Consider the following 14,480-nt stretch of genomic DNA (forward strand, 5'->3'; position numbering starts at 1 on the left):
GCGTGCGATGGGGGGCAATTCCGGATGGGCGGATCAGCCCGCCGCGGCGGTGTTCGCCTTGTTGGGGGGCGCGGGCGTGCGCTGGAACCGCAGGATGATGCGGGTTCCGGAATGGGCGGGATCGCGCTCGACGGTGGCATCGAGCTTGCTGGCCATCGCCGCGACGATGCGCTGGCCCATGCCGGTGGAGCGCGGATCGGCCTTGACGTTGTCGCCGACGCCGTCGTCGGTGATCGACAGCAGGAGATCGTCGCCTTGCGAGCTCAGCTCGACATGGATGGGCCCGGCGCCGTCGGGATAGGCGTATTTCACCGCGTTCATCACCAGCTCGTTGACGATGATGCCGACGGCGACGGCGCGGTCCGGGTCGATCTCGATGGCTTCCGCCTTCACCGTCAGGCGCGACATCCGGTTACCTTCGGCCGAGCGGCGGAGATCCTCGAGCAGGGAGTCCAGATACTGGTTGAGCACGACGCTCTTCAGGTCCTGCGAGGTGTAGAGGCGGCGGTGCACCTGGGCGACGGCGGCGACGCGACCCATCGCGTTGGTGAGCGCGGCCTTGACCTCGTCCTGCGCGGCGGAGCTCGCCTGCAGGTGCAACAGCGAGGCGATGATCTGGAGCGAATTGCCGACGCGGTGATTGACCTCGCGCAGCAACAGCTCGCGTTCGGCGGCAAGTGCGGCGTAGCGGTCGCGCGAGGCGTGGATCTCGGCTTCAGCCTCCTCGCGGGCGCGCTGCAACTCGGCCTGGCGCAGCGCGCCTTCGGCCGCGACATGCAGGAGCGGGATGAAGTCGCCCTTGACGTCCTTGACCAGATAGTCGGCCGCACCGGCCTTGAGCGCGGTCACCGCGATGCTGGAATCCTGCGAGGCCGTGACGAACACCACCGGCGGGGCATCCGGGATCGCCATGATCTGCTCGAGCGTCTCGAGCCCGTCGAGACCGGGCATGTACTGATCGAGCGCCACCACATCGATGCAGCCTTGACTGCTTGCGTTACGGATGCGCTCCAGGCCTTCCTCGCCGCTCGCGGCATGGATGACCTTGTAGCCGCGCCGCGTCAGGCCGCGATCGACCAGGCGCGCAAGCGCGTCGTCGTCATCGATGTAAAGCAGTGTAGGCGTGCGCTGTTGGTTCATGAGGCGGCGGGCGGGACCTGGATGACCGAGAAGAACAGGCCGAGCTGCCGGATGGCATTGGCGAAATTCTCGTAGTTGACGGGTTTGGTGATGTAGACGTTGCAGCCGAGCTCGTAGCAGCGCTTGATCTCATGGCTGTCGTCAGTCGTGGTCAGCACCACCACGGGCGAGGCCTTGAGATATTTGTTTTCCTTGATCTGCTTCAGGATGTCGATCCCGCTCATATCGGGCAGGTTGAGGTCGAGCAGGATCAGGAGCGCGTTGCCCTTCTGGACCAGCCCGCTGCCGTCGGCGCCGAACAGGTGCTTCATCGCCTCGGTGCCGTTGGCGAACGACACGATTTCATTATTGACCCCGGAGCGGCGGATATTGCGCTCGATCAGCCGGGCGTGGCCCTCGTCGTCCTCGATCATGATGATGGTGACGGGCAGTGTCATTTGTCAGCGTTCCGGTTGCTGGCGTTCCACGAGATGGGCAGCGTGATCGTAAAAGTGCTGCCCGCGTTCAGTTCCGACGATACCGACATCGTGCCGCCGAGGCGGCGCACAAGTGCACGCACATGGGCAAGACCGATGCCCTGACCGGGCTTGTCCTGGGTTCCCGCACGGCGGAACAGGTCGAAAATCCGCTGATGATCCCTAGCGTCGATACCGCGGCCGTTATCGCTGATTTCGAAGATAGCGTAGCCGAGCTTGGTGCGCCCGCGAATTCTGATCTCGCCGGGCACCCCGTTCTTCAGATACTTAATCGCGTTGTCGATCAGATTGGAGAAGATCTGCTCCAGCGCAAGGCGGTCGCTGACGATATTCGGCAGCGGCTCGATATGGATCTCGGCCTGCGCCTCTGCCGCCTGATGTGCCACCGACGAGACGATGGCCTCGATGAAGTCGCGCGTATCGATCTTCTCCGGCTGGAACTCACGCCGGCCCTCGCGGGTGAGGTTGAGGATCGCCGAGATCAGCCGGTCCATCCGGGCGATCGAGGATTTGATGAAGCCGAGGGCTTCGGAAAAATCCGCCGACATCTGCTTGTCGGGGCCGTCCAGCGGAATCTCCGCGACATCGACGGGCGGGCCGCCGGCCGGCGTGCCCGTGAGACCTCCGATCCGTCGAAAGATGTCCTTGCCCAATTCCTCGAGCTCGCTGGTGAAGCCCATGATGTTGACCAGCGGCGAGCGCAGGTCATGGCTCACGATATAGGCAAAGCGCTGGATCTCGTCGTTGGCTTCGCGCAGGTCGGCCGTGCGCTCATCGACAGTGGCCTCCAGATTGAGATTGGAGTCGCGAAGCCGTGTTTCCGCGTCGTCGCGGGCGCGGGCAGAGCGCCGCACCAGCCAGACCGAGATGATCGCTAGCAGCACGACGAGACCCGAGCCGATACCGGTCATCGATGCAGCGAGCGTCTGGCTGCGGTTGGCGTTCGCCGAACGGAGGCGGAACAGTCGCTCCTCCTCTGCGATCATGGCGGCCGCGACGCTGCCGATGGTGGCGGTCGTGTTGCCGTCAGCCGCCTCGCGAGCCAGCGCTGTGGCTTGGGCCTGCTGGCCCTGCCTGATGAAGTCGATCTCGCGTCCGAATTGGCCGAGACGGATCTCGATCGCCGCGCTCAGTTTCTCGATACTGTCGCGCTGCGCAGGATTGTCGCCAATGAGGCGGGTGACACGGTCAAGCGCAGGAATGATTGCGGCGACGGCCTTCTCGTGGTCGCCCTGGAATTCTGGTCCCAGCGTCAGGAGATAGCCACGCAGGGCGCTCTCGGCGCGCCGGACTTCGAGCAGCAGACCGTTGATCTGGTTCTCCACCTCGAGGGTGTGAACCACCCATTTGCTGTCGTCTCGGGCTTCGTTGACGAGGTAGACGGAGCCGGCGCTGATCACGGTCAGCACCAGGAGTCCCGCCGCGAACAGCAGGATCTGCCAGAATGCGCGCCGCCGCTGTTCCCCAGCCGTCACGACGGTCTTGCCTTGTTAGGTGTCGCGGAGTTCAAAACGCCCCCTTGGAACTGTCCCCAACCGTCCATAATGCGATTGGGACCAAAGGGTTCCACGGCAGAGAAGATTATTTCGCGCTGGGTTCCGTCTTACCGGCCAGGTACTGCTCCAGCCAGTGGATGTGGTAGTCGCCGTTGATGATGTCGTCCTGGCGCACCAGATCGCGGAACAGCGGCAGCGTGGTCTCGATGCCGTCCACCACCATCTCGTCCAGTGCCCGGCGCAGCCGCATCAGACATTCGGCGCGGGTCTTGCCGTGGACGATCAGCTTGCCGACGAGGGAATCGTAATAGGACGGGATCGTGTAGCCCTGATAGACCGCGGAATCGATGCGGACACCGAGCCCGCCCGGCGGGTGATATTGCGTGATGCGGCCCGGCGAAGGGCGGAAGGTCTGCGGGTTCTCGGCGTTGATGCGGCACTCGATGGCGTGGCCGATGATCTGGATCTCGCTCTGCTTGGCCGGCAACTCGCCGCCGGCGGCGATGCGGATCTGCTCCAGCACGAGATCGATGTCGGTGATGCTCTCGGTGACGGGATGCTCGACCTGGATGCGCGTGTTCATCTCGATGAAGTAGAACTCGCCGTCCTCGAACAGGAACTCGATGGTGCCGACGCCGAGATATTTCATCTCGCGCATCGCCTTTGCACAGGTCTCGCCGATCTTGGCGCGCGCAGCGGCGGCCAGCACGGGCGAGGGGCCTTCTTCCCAGACCTTCTGGTGGCGGCGCTGCAGCGAGCAGTCGCGCTCGCCGAGATGGATCGCGCCGCCGCGGCCGTCGCCGAGAATCTGGATCTCGATGTGGCGCGGCTTCTGCAGGTATTTCTCGAGGTAGACGGAGGCGTCGCCGAAGGCGGATTTGGCCTCGTTGGCCGCCGTCGACAGCGCGATCTGGAGATCCGCCTCGGTCTGCGCGACCTTCATGCCGCGGCCACCGCCGCCGGCAGCCGCCTTCACCAGCACCGGAAAGCCGATCTTCCTGGCGATCGCCATCGCATCGTCGTTGGGACCAACCGCACCGTCCGAGCCGGGCACCACGGGGATGCCGAGCTTCTTGGCGGTCTTCTTGGCCTCGATCTTGTCGCCCATCAGGCGGATGTGCTCGGCTTTGGGGCCGATGAATTGCAGATTGTGCTCGCCGAGGATCTCGGCGAAGCGCGCGTTCTCCGACAGGAAGCCGTAACCGGGATGCACGGCGTCCGCGCCGGTGATCTCGCAGGCCGCGAGCAGCGCGGGCACGTTGAGATAGCTGTCCTTGGACGGCGGCGGCCCGATGCAGACGCTTTCGTCCGACAGGCGCACATGCATGGCGTCGGCGTCGGCGGTGGAGTGCACGGCGACGGTCGCGATCCCGAGCTCCTTGCAGGCCCGCAGGATGCGAAGGGCGATCTCGCCGCGATTGGCTATGAGGATCTTGTCGAACATGGTCCCTCAGCGGGCGAAATTCGCCACTCGCTTATTCAATGATAACCAGCGGCTCGCCGAACTCGACCGGCTGGCCGTCTTCGACCAGGATCTGCGTCACCGTACCGGCGCGCGTCGAGGGAATCTGGTTCATGGTCTTCATCGCTTCGATGATCAGCAGGGTCTGGCCGACCGAGACCTTCGAGCCGACCTCGACGAACGGCTTGGCGCCGGGCTCCGGCGACCAATAGGCAGTGCCGACCATCGGCGAGGTCACGGCGCCCGGATGTTTCGACAGGTCGGACGCAGCAGCCGCAGGTGCGGCAGCCGCAAGGGCGACCGGCGCGGGGGCTGCATGCGCCACCGGAACGGGCATGGTCGCGGCGACGCTGATGTTGCGGGCGACGCGAAGGCGCAGGCCGGCGCGCTCGATCTCGATCTCGGTGAGGCTGGTCTCATCGAGCAGCAGAGCGAGCTCGCGGACGAGTGCGGAATCCTCGCTGGAAAACTTTGCGGCTGCTTTGTCGTCTGGCTGGCGCGCCATGTTCTTTGATCCGAATGTTCTGTGTGAGGAGGGAGCGTCAGGCTTTGGGCTTGATGCCGACCTTGGCGGCAAGGCCCTGGATGGCGAGGCGGTAGCCCTCGATGCCGAAACCGCACAGCGAGGCGAAGGCCGCGCGCGCGGTGTAGGAGTGGTGGCGGAAGCTCTCGCGGGCGTGGATGTTGGTCACATGCACTTCGACGGTCGGGATTTGCACCGCGAGCAGTGCGTCGTGCAGCGCGATCGAGGTGTGCGAATAACCGCCGGCGTTGATGATGATGCCCTTCATCTTGCGGGCATGCGCCTCGTGGATGAAGTCGATCAGCTCGCCTTCGCGGTTGGATTGACGGCAATCAGCCTTGAGGCCGAAGGTCGCGGCCGTCTCCCGGCACAGCGCCTCGACGTCGGCAAGCGTCGCGTGGCCATACTTCTCGGGCTCGCGCGTCCCCAACATGTTGAGGTTCGGCCCGTTGAGAACGAGGATCGTGTCAGTTGCTGGTTCGGCCATTCCTGTCCCGGCAAAGGTGTTTCGGCGTGGCGGGGGTTATAGGTAACAAAGTGACCCAGGGGAAGCCTTGAAGGGGCTCCCGATCGACTTCAGGCCCCTCATCCAGTGTGCAAAAACCTGTGCGGAAACTACGGAAATTGCTTGTTAACCAGTCGAAAGAGTGGCTTGCGGCAGGCCCCGGCGGGGCAGACCGCCCGATAGGCCAAAAGCCCCTGCCGATGGCTCGGCAGGGGCTCACTTTGGCTTCAGCGATCCGGCTTAGCCTTCGATGATGTAGACGATCTCACGCGTCTGCGGCCGGACGATGATGTACTCGCCGTGCACGAAGATCACCTCATAGCCGCGCCATTCCGGGTAGATCTCGACGATCCGGGCCGGGAGCGGGTGGAAACGAACGCCCGCCGGAATGGCGGTGCCGACCGAGATGTTGAAGTTGACGTTGGTGGTCTCTTCGATCTTGGTCGACTTGATCGCGGTGGAGATCTCGGTCCGCTTCTCCGCCGGCGGCGCAGCGGTCGCCGAGGTGGCGGCGTTGCCGGTCGTGGTCTGCGACTTGCTGTCGGTCGCAGCCGGGCGGTTCTCGGCATTGTTGCTCTTGGCGGCGCCGCCGGCCTTGTTGTCCTCGGCCTTCATGTTCTTGCTGTCGGACTTGGTCGTCGAGTCGGAACTCATGCTCTTCGACTTGTCCTGCGTCGCCTTGTCCTGCGCGCTCTGGGTGTGATCACCCTTCGCCGCACCGGCCTTCTCGTCGGCCGCGTTCTTGTTCATCGCGCCGGACTTCTCCATGCCGCCGGATTTCTCCGCGGCGCCCGACTTCTCCATTGCGCCTGACTTCTCTTCACCAGGCTTCATGGAGCCACCGGCCTGACCGACCGTGCCCTTCTGCGGGCTCGCGGATTCCTTGCCCATCGTGCCGTGTTCGGCGGCGCCGCCGGACGGCTGCGACTGCTGCATCGGCTGCGCGCCGGCGCCGCCGTTGTCGTTCTTCATGGTGCCTTGTGCGTTCGCCAGACCGGTGCCGGCGACGAGTGCAAGCGCGGCGACCGAGATCATAAAGCGGTTCGACATCGAGTTTCTCCTCACGTGTTTATTCTGCGTCATTGCCCGCGCCGACAACGAGAGGAGGTGTCACTTGTTCCGGAACATCTGCTGTTCCAAGGTATTTGTTTCTTAAACGCGAGATGAACGCGCGTGCCGGATTCGCGCCGGGATTCATGCAGAGAAGCGGCCAACGAAACAGGCCGGCTTTTCAGCCGGCCTTGTCGCGTCTGCGAATTGCAGGATGATTGTCAGCAGGTCGCCTTGCCGCAGCGTGCGACGCCGATCTTTTCCTTGAGACCGTCGAGCCCGACGGCGCCGACCACGATCTGCTTGCCGATCACGTAGCTCGGCGTGCCGTTCATGCCCATCGCCTCGGCGAGCTTGAAGTTCTCCTCGATGGTGGCGCGCACCTCGGGGCTCGCGATGTCCTTCTCGATCTTCGCGGTGTCGAGGCCGGCTTCCTTGGCCGCCTGGAGCGCGCGCGCCTTGTCGGCCGCGCCGCGACCGCCGAGCAGCTTCTGGTGGAAGTCGAGATATTTCTTGCCGGAGGGATCCTGCATGCGCACGGCGACCGCAACCTGCGCGGCCTCGACCGAGCCCTGGCTCAGCACCGGAAATTCCTTCAGGACGACCTTCAGCTTGGGATCGGCCTTCATCAGGTCGAGCATGTCGCTCATCGCGCGCTTGCAGTAGCCGCAATTGTAATCGAAGAATTCGACGAAGGTGACGTCGCCGTCCTTGTTGCCGAGCACGACCTGCCGCGGCGAGTTGAAGATCGCATCCGAATTCTGCGTGATGCTGGCTTCGTGCTTCTTGGTTTCGGCATCAGCCTGGCGCTTGCTGAGCTCGGTCATGGCCTCTTCGAGCACTTCGGGATGGCTGACGAGGTAGTTCTTGATGATCGCCTCGATGTCGGTGCGCTGGGCATCCGAGAAGCTGTCGGCCGAAGCCGGTCCCGTTGCGCCGAAGATGGCGAGCGCAAACAGCGCGGGAGCAAGCAGGCGCAGCGAAGGCATTGGCAAATCCTCTTATCCAGAGCAGGTTTCGAAAAGAACGTCCCGGCGGACTTAATCGGAGTGTCGTGACGTCAACGTGGCGGATGTCGTGATCAGGCTAGTTGCGCGGCGGCTTCGACGCCACGATATCGTCGGCCTTGACCCATCCGGGCGTGCCGACGGCGAAACGGGTTTTCGCGCGCGTGGCGAGCTCGCGAGCGGTCTTGTTGTCGCCGCGCAGATACGCGGCCTGGGCGGAGGCGAGATCCGCCTCGGCATAGTCTCCCTTCCGGCCATAGGCCATCGCGAGCTGGGTGTAGCCGATCGGCGCCTCGGGCTCGCGCGCCACCGCGGCACGGAGAATCTTGATGGCGTCGTCCGTGTAGGCCTTATTATCGGTTCCAACCAGAGCCTGCCCAAGTAACATCTCGATGAGGGCCCCGTTGTTCGAGAGTGCGACAGCCTTGCGCAGGGGGGCGACCGCGTCGGCCGGCTTGCCGCTTTCCAGCAGGGCCTGGCCGCGGACCTCGTAGAAGTACGGGTTGTTCGGCTGCACCGCGATCAGCGCGTCGATCTGGGTCAGCGCGCTGCGCAGGTCGCCGTGCAGATAGGTGCTGATCGCGCGGGCATAGCGTGCCGGCAAGCTGTCATTGGTCAGGGGATAGCGGCGGTAGACCGTCTCGGGCCGCTCCATGAAGGCGGAGATCTTGGCGCGCACCATGTCGTGGCGGAGCTGCAGCGCGGGATCGTCCTTCTTGTCCCAATACGGACTGCTGCTGGCAAACTCCTGGAGCGCTGCGACGCGCTCGGCGGGCATCGGGTGCGACTGCAGATAGGGATCAGCGCCGCGTGCCGCGAACAGGCTCTCGCTGGTGAACCGCTTGAAGGTCTCGTACATGCCTTTCGGCGATTGCTGGGTCGCGGTCAGGAATTTCACGCCGGCGCGGTCGGCGTTCTCTTCCTGTTGGCGCTGGTAGGACAACAGCGAACGGCGGATCATCTCCTGCGGTCCGGCGATCGCAGCGGCACCGGCATTGGCGAGGCCGTTATTGCCGCTGCCGCCGCCGCGGCTGGCGCCAGCCGCAAGGGCACCTGCGCCAAGCAGCATGGCGATGATCATCTGGGTCTGGGCACTGGCGAGCTGCTCGCGCAGCTTGGACAGATGGCCGCCGGCCAGATGCCCGGTCTCGTGCGCGAGCACGCCGATCAGCTGGTTCGGCGTCTCGGACTGGAGGATCGCGCCGTAATTGACGAAGATGCGGCGGCCATCGGCAACGAACGCGTTGAACGTGCTGTCGTTGATGATCACCATCTGGATGTTCTGCTTCTCCAGACCGGCAACGCGCAGGATCGGGCGCGTGTATTCGCGCAGCAGCTGCTCGGTTTCGGTGTCGCGCAGGACCGGCGGTCCGCGGCCTTCCTGCGCCTGCGTTGCCGGCACCGGCAGCAACGCGATCGCAGCTGCCGTGACGAGGGCGGTGAGGGCGGAGGCCTTCTTGCGCAATTCGATCTGGAGCAACATCAAACGGTCTGGGTCAAACGGGCTTTGCAAGCGGACTTGGCGATCGGACTTGGCGAGCGAACTTGGAATGCAGCTTTTGTGATTGGTTTTGTCGATTGGCGGCGGACCGGATACGCGATATGCCCTTATGAGCCGTATAATGCGGCTAGTCTGGGGCGCAAGTGCCCTGTTTTCCGGACCGAATGGCCCGGTCCGCCAGCGAAATAGCAGATATCGATGCACGATGCGACATTGAGGAACCGGGTGGGGCAGTGGCTCGAGCCCTCCCGCCGCAGTGATGTTCCCCCGTTCATGGTGATGGACGTGATGGCCGCGGCGGCCCGGATCGAGGCGGCCGGTGGTCATGTCATTCACATGGAGGTCGGCCAGCCCGCGGCCGGGGCACCGAAGACCGCGATCGCGGCGGCGCAGGCTGCGCTTCAAACGGGGCGGATCGATTACACCTCGGCGCTGGGCATCCCCACCTTGCGCGAGCGCATCGCGCGGCATTATCGCGATGCCTATGGCTGCACCGTCAGCCCGGAGCGAATCGTGGTGACCACGGGCTCCTCCGGCGGGTTCATCCTCGCCTTCCTGTCGATGTTCGAACCCGGCGATCGCGTCGCCGTCACGGTGCCGGGCTATCCGCCGTACCGTCACATTCTCACGGCGCTCGGCTGCGAGCCGGTGCTGATCGAGACCACCAACGAGACGCGTCACGCGCTGACCGGCGAGGCGCTGCTCGCCGCCCATCGCAAGGCGCCGCTCAAGGGCGTGCTGGTCGGCAGCCCCGCCAATCCGACGGGCACGATGATGTCGCGGGAGGCGCTGGCCGGGCTGATCGCGGCCTCCGAGGACGCCGGCATCCGCTTCATCTCCGACGAGATCTATCACGGGCTCGACTACGCGTTTCCGGCGGTGACGGCGGCCGAGCTGTCTCCGCACGCACTCGTGATCAACTCGTTCTCGAAGTATTTTTGCATGACAGGCTGGCGCGTCGGCTGGATGGTCGTGCCCGAGATCCTGGTGCGCCCGATCGAGCGGCTGCAGCAGAACCTCTCGATCTCGGTGCCGTCATTGTCGCAAATCGCGGCCGAAGCCGCCTTTGATGGCGCTGCCGAGATGGAGGAGATCAAGCACGGCTATCAGGAGAACCGGCGCATCCTGATCGAGGGATTGCCCAAGGCGGGGCTAGCCAAGTTTCTGCCCGCGGACGGTGCGTTCTATCTCTATGCCGACGTCTCGGACTTCACGTCCGACAGTTTCGACTTCGCCAAGCAGATGCTGGAGAAGGCCCACGTCGCCGCGACACCGGGGGTCGATTTCGATCCGATCCACGGACGCTCGTTCATCCGATTCTCCTATGCACGTTCGGCTGCGGAGATGCGGGAGGCAGTTGACCGGATCGCTCACTGGCTTAAATAGCCGCCAGTTTCGAACAGCCTTCCGGAGTGCATCTTGTCTGACCGAACCGTCCAGTCCGCCGCCACGCATTCTCCTCTTGCCGCAGTGATGTGGCCGACCCGACCGGGTGAGACCGTCGGCGCCTTGCGCGCCGTCGTCCTGGTCGCGCTCGGCTCCGCGCTGATGGCGTTGTCGGCCAAGGTGAATCTGCCGCTGCCTTACGTGCCCATGACGTTGCAGACCCTGGTCGTGCTGATGATCGGCGCGGCCTATGGCTGGCGCCTTGGCAGCGCAACCATGATCGCCTACCTCGCCGAGGGCGCGATGGGGTTGCCGGTATTCGCCGGTCCGGTCGGTGGAATTGCACCGCTGGTCGGCCCGACCGCCGGTTATCTCTATGGCTTCGTGCTGGCTGCCGTCGTCATCGGCTGGTTCGCCGAACGGGGCTGGGATCGCAACGTCGTGCTGCTGTTTGCGGCAATGGCCGTCGGCCATGTCGTCATTTTCATCGCCGGTTTCGGCTGGTTGGCCTACGGCATCGGCCTTGGCGCGGACAAGGCTTGGGCCGTCGGCGTCGCGCCGTTCATTGCGGCCTCGTTGGTCAAGAACGCGCTGGGCGCTGCGCTGATGCCGGCAGTGCGCCGGATCGTCGACCGCCGCGGCTAGATTTCATCATACGGAATGTTCCAATTGACAGGGCCGGCCAAGTTGATCTTGGCTGGCTCTGAATTTTGAGGGGGGAGTAAAAAACAATGACAACGACAACAATGAGCGGCGCGCCGGCCGCACCGAGCGCAGCCAAGCCGTGGTATAAAGTTCTCTACGTCCAGGTGCTGATCGCCATCGTGCTCGGCGCCATCGTCGGCTGGCTCTGGCCGACGGTCGCCACCAACGATTGGATCAAAGCGCTCGGCGACGGCTTCATCAAGCTGATCAAGATGGTGATCGCGCCGATCATCTTCTGCACCGTGGTCTCCGGCATCGCCCACATCCAGGACGCCAAGAAGGTCGGACGCATCGGCGTCAAGGCGCTGGTCTATTTCGAGGTCGTCTCGACCTTCGCGCTCGTCATCGGCCTCATCATCGGCAACGTCGTGAAGCCGGGCGCAGGCTTCGGCAGTGCCGCCGCCAACGCGCAGGCCGTCGCCAATTACGCCAAGCAGGCCGAAGGCCAGCGGTCGGTCGACTTCATCCTGCACATCATTCCCGACACGGTCGTCGGCGCCTTTGCGCAAGGCGAGATCCTCCAGGTGCTGCTGTTCTCGGTGCTGTTCGGCTTCGCCATCATGGGGCTCGGCGAGCGCGGCCATGTCATCCGCAGCTTCATCGACGATGCCGCGCATGCGGTGTTCGGCGTCATCTCGATCGTGATGCGCGCAGCCCCGGTCGGCGCCTTCGGCGCGATGGCCTATACCATCGGCAAGTTCGGCACGGGCGCGATCCTCAATTTGATGGGCCTGATCGCGACGTTCTACCTCACTGCCGCATTGTTCGTGTTCGTCGTGCTCGGCATCATCGCGCGGATCGCGGGGTTCTCGATCTTCAGGTTCCTGGCCTACATCAAGGACGAGCTGCTGATCGTGCTCGGCACCTCGTCGTCCGAGAGCGCGCTGCCGTCCTTGATGGAGAAGCTCGAACGGCTCGGCTGCTCGAAGTCGGTGGTCGGCCTCGTGGTGCCCACGGGTTATTCGTTCAACCTCGACGGCACCAACATCTACATGACGCTGGCAACCCTGTTCATCGCGCAGGCGCTCGGCTTCGATCTGACCTTCGGTCAGCAGCTCACCATCCTGGTGGTGGCGATGCTGACCTCGAAGGGCGCCTCCGGCATCACCGGCGCGGGCTTCATCACGCTGGCGGCGACGCTCGCGGTGGTCGATCCGCGGCTCGTGCCGGGCATGGCGATCGTGCTCGGCATCGACAAGTTCATGAGCGAGTGCCGCGCGCTGACCAATCTCTGCGGCAACGGCGTGGCCTGCGTGATCGTCGCCTGGTGGGAGGGCGAGCTCGATCGCGACAAGCTCAATGCGCGGCTGAGCCAGCAGATCGATCCGACCGACCTCGAGACCGCGGTCACGACGGACTGATCCACCGGCTACATCTGGCGGCGTGATGCGCCGTCAGACCTTGAAGTAATAGGGCTGGTCGAGATCCTCGATCAGCCCGATTTCTTTTGGCGCCCAGCCAAGCAATGCGCGCGTCTTCGCACTCGATGACGGAACGTCGACGGCGGCAAACCGCGCGAACCAGCCGAAATGCGCTTCCGCTTCGTCGGGCGATTTCGAGACCACGGGCACGCCGAGCCTTTTGCCGATCACCTCCGCAATCGTCCTGAACGGGATGCCTTCCTCTGCGATCGCGTGATAGCGCGGCGCGGTTGCGCCTTGCTCGAGCGCGAGCCTGTAGACGCGCGCGGCATCGATGCGGTGCCCGGCCGGCCAACGATTCATGCCGTCGCCGATATAGGCCGCGACGCCCTTCTGGCGCGCGAGGTTGATCAGGATCGGGACAAAGCCGTGGTCACCTTCGCCATGGGTCGTCGGTGGCAGCCGAACCACGGCGGCACGAACGCCGTCCAGCGACAGCGCGGTCGCTTCCGAGACACGTGGGAAGCCGCGTGCCGGCTCGTCATCCTCCGTGGCGAGCCGTCCGGGCGCGAGCAGCGCCACGCCGGAGGTGACGATCAGCGGGCGCGCGGAGCCCTTGAGCTCCGCGCCGAGCGCCAGGATGGCGCGGCGGTCGAGCTCGCAATTGTCAGGGAATTTCGAGAAGTCGTGGTTGAAGCCGAGGTGCAGCACGCCGTCGGAGCCGGCCGCGCCGCTGCGCAAGGAGGCGTGGTCCTCCAGCGAGCCGCGGTGGACTGTCGCCCCCATCGCGGCGAGCGATGCGGCACCCGCATCGGAGCGGGCAAGGCCGGTGACGTTATGGCCGGCGGCGATCAGGTCGGCGACGACGGCAGAGCCGACGAAGCCGGTGGCGCCAGTGACGAATACACGCATGAGCAGTTTCTCCAGGGTTGGTGGAGGGCAGCATCTGCGCTACAATTATCCGGGTAAAGTAGTGACGTTATCAGGGTATAATAGCTAACAGGATGAGCGAGACCACCAGCGAGAACCTGCTCGGGACCTATTTGAAAGACCGCCGTACCCGGCTCGACGCGGCGGCCTTCGGCTTTGGCGGCAGCCGCCGGCGGACGCCGGGGCTGCGGCGCGAGGAGGTGGCGCAGCGGGCCAATATCAGCCCGACCTGGTACACTTGGCTGGAGCAGGGCCGCGGCGGCGCGCCGTCAGCCGACGTGCTCGACCGGATCTCGGCCGCGCTGATGCTGACCGACGTCGAGCGCGAGCATCTGTTCTTGATCGGGCTCGGCCGTCCGCCCGAAGTCCGCTACCAGGCGCGTGAGGGCGTGTCGCCGCGGCTTCAGCGCGTGCTCGACGCGCTCGAGACCAGCCCCGCCATCATCAGGACCGCGATCTGGGATGTCGTTGCCTGGAATCGCGCGGCGAGGCTGGTGCTGACCGACTATTCAAAACTCCCGCCCGAACGGCGCAACATCCTGCGGCTGATCTTCAGCGAGCCCAACATCCGGGCCGCGCAATATGATTGGGACAGCGTGGCGCGCTTCGTGGTCGCGGCGTTCCGGGCCGATGCGGCGCGCGCCGGCGCGGTCTCGCATGTCGCCGAATTCGTCGACGAGATGTGCCGTCTCAGCCCCGAATTCGCGAAGCTGTGGGCCGACAATGACGTCCGCAGCTATGGCGAGGGCGTCAAGCATCTGCGCCATCCCGTGCTCGGCCCGGTCGCGTTCGAATATTCGGCCTTCTCGGTCGACGGCCGGCCCGATCTCGGCATGGTCGTCTACAACCCGGCGACGCCGGAGGACGCCGAGCGCATCAGAAACGTTCTCGCCACGCATATCGACTGACGGAATTCGCCGCGTCGCACGTTTAACCGG

Annotated in this window: 14 protein-coding genes; 4 read left to right on the forward strand and 10 right to left on the reverse strand. The window is 64.8% G+C overall.

Annotated features, from left to right (window positions below; genetic code table 11):
- Positions 1 to 33: 33 nt before the first annotated feature.
- The 9 genes from NLM32_RS23105 to NLM32_RS23145 form a co-directional block, all read right to left on the reverse strand.
- Complete coding sequence (locus NLM32_RS23105; protein ID WP_254131175.1) at positions 34 to 1,140, reverse strand: sensor histidine kinase; 1,107 nt, start codon at positions 1,138 to 1,140, stop codon at positions 34 to 36.
- Positions 1,137 to 1,577, reverse strand: a complete 441-nt coding sequence (locus NLM32_RS23110) for a response regulator (RefSeq protein WP_254131176.1) — start codon at positions 1,575 to 1,577, stop codon at positions 1,137 to 1,139. The genes NLM32_RS23105 and NLM32_RS23110 overlap by 4 nt, the downstream gene beginning before the upstream one ends.
- Positions 1,574 to 3,091, reverse strand: coding sequence for a CHASE3 domain-containing protein (locus tag NLM32_RS23115; RefSeq protein WP_254131177.1), 1,518 nt, complete (start codon positions 3,089 to 3,091; stop codon positions 1,574 to 1,576). The genes NLM32_RS23110 and NLM32_RS23115 overlap by 4 nt, the downstream gene beginning before the upstream one ends.
- 106 nt (positions 3,092 to 3,197) lie before the next feature.
- Positions 3,198 to 4,556, reverse strand: a complete 1,359-nt coding sequence (gene accC, locus NLM32_RS23120; RefSeq protein ID WP_254131178.1) for an acetyl-CoA carboxylase biotin carboxylase subunit — start codon at positions 4,554 to 4,556, stop codon at positions 3,198 to 3,200.
- Between the two features lie 31 nt (positions 4,557 to 4,587).
- The gene (gene accB, locus NLM32_RS23125; RefSeq protein WP_254131179.1) at positions 4,588 to 5,079 is read right to left on the reverse strand and encodes an acetyl-CoA carboxylase biotin carboxyl carrier protein; all 492 of its coding nucleotides are present in this window, start codon (positions 5,077 to 5,079) and stop codon (positions 4,588 to 4,590) included.
- Between the two features lie 37 nt (positions 5,080 to 5,116).
- Positions 5,117 to 5,584 (reverse strand): type II 3-dehydroquinate dehydratase, encoded by a 468-nt coding sequence (aroQ, locus tag NLM32_RS23130; RefSeq protein ID WP_212427781.1) that lies wholly within the window; start codon positions 5,582 to 5,584, stop codon positions 5,117 to 5,119.
- Between the two features lie 258 nt (positions 5,585 to 5,842).
- A complete protein-coding gene (locus NLM32_RS23135; protein ID WP_254131180.1) occupies positions 5,843 to 6,652 on the reverse strand; it encodes a DUF1236 domain-containing protein in 810 nt (269 codons plus the stop codon).
- A gap of 221 nt (positions 6,653 to 6,873) precedes the next feature.
- Entirely contained in the window at positions 6,874 to 7,641 is a 768-nt protein-coding gene (locus tag NLM32_RS23140) for a DsbA family protein (RefSeq protein WP_254131181.1), read from the reverse strand.
- A gap of 97 nt (positions 7,642 to 7,738) precedes the next feature.
- Positions 7,739 to 9,142 (reverse strand): M48 family metalloprotease, encoded by a 1,404-nt coding sequence (locus NLM32_RS23145; protein ID WP_254131182.1) that lies wholly within the window; start codon positions 9,140 to 9,142, stop codon positions 7,739 to 7,741.
- A gap of 216 nt (positions 9,143 to 9,358) precedes the next feature.
- Here NLM32_RS23145 and NLM32_RS23150 point away from each other — a divergent pair, with 216 nt between their 5' ends.
- The 3 genes from NLM32_RS23150 to NLM32_RS23160 all read left to right on the forward strand — a co-directional run bounded on the left by NLM32_RS23150 (position 9,359) and on the right by NLM32_RS23160 (position 12,612).
- Positions 9,359 to 10,546: a pyridoxal phosphate-dependent aminotransferase gene (locus tag NLM32_RS23150; protein ID WP_254131183.1), complete on the forward strand. Its 1,188-nt coding sequence runs from the start codon at positions 9,359 to 9,361 to the stop codon at positions 10,544 to 10,546.
- Positions 10,547 to 10,633: 87 nt separating this feature from the next.
- On the forward strand, positions 10,634 to 11,191 hold the full coding sequence (locus NLM32_RS23155; RefSeq protein WP_254135400.1) for a biotin transporter BioY: 558 nt from the start codon (positions 10,634 to 10,636) through the stop codon (positions 11,189 to 11,191).
- Positions 11,192 to 11,277: 86 nt separating this feature from the next.
- Complete coding sequence (locus NLM32_RS23160) at positions 11,278 to 12,612, forward strand: dicarboxylate/amino acid:cation symporter (RefSeq protein ID WP_254131184.1); 1,335 nt, start codon at positions 11,278 to 11,280, stop codon at positions 12,610 to 12,612.
- Positions 12,613 to 12,645: 33 nt separating this feature from the next.
- On the opposite strand, the gene NLM32_RS23165 is transcribed toward NLM32_RS23160, so the two are convergent.
- Complete coding sequence (locus NLM32_RS23165) at positions 12,646 to 13,524, reverse strand: SDR family oxidoreductase (RefSeq protein WP_254131185.1); 879 nt, start codon at positions 13,522 to 13,524, stop codon at positions 12,646 to 12,648.
- A gap of 92 nt (positions 13,525 to 13,616) precedes the next feature.
- Between NLM32_RS23165 and NLM32_RS23170 the strand changes: the two genes are divergently transcribed.
- A complete protein-coding gene (locus NLM32_RS23170) occupies positions 13,617 to 14,450 on the forward strand; it encodes a helix-turn-helix transcriptional regulator (RefSeq protein WP_254131186.1) in 834 nt (277 codons plus the stop codon).
- Positions 14,451 to 14,480 lie beyond the last annotated feature (30 nt).

It is taken from the genome of Bradyrhizobium sp. CCGUVB14 (assembly GCF_024199935.1).
Classification (GTDB): domain Bacteria; phylum Pseudomonadota; class Alphaproteobacteria; order Rhizobiales; family Xanthobacteraceae; genus Bradyrhizobium.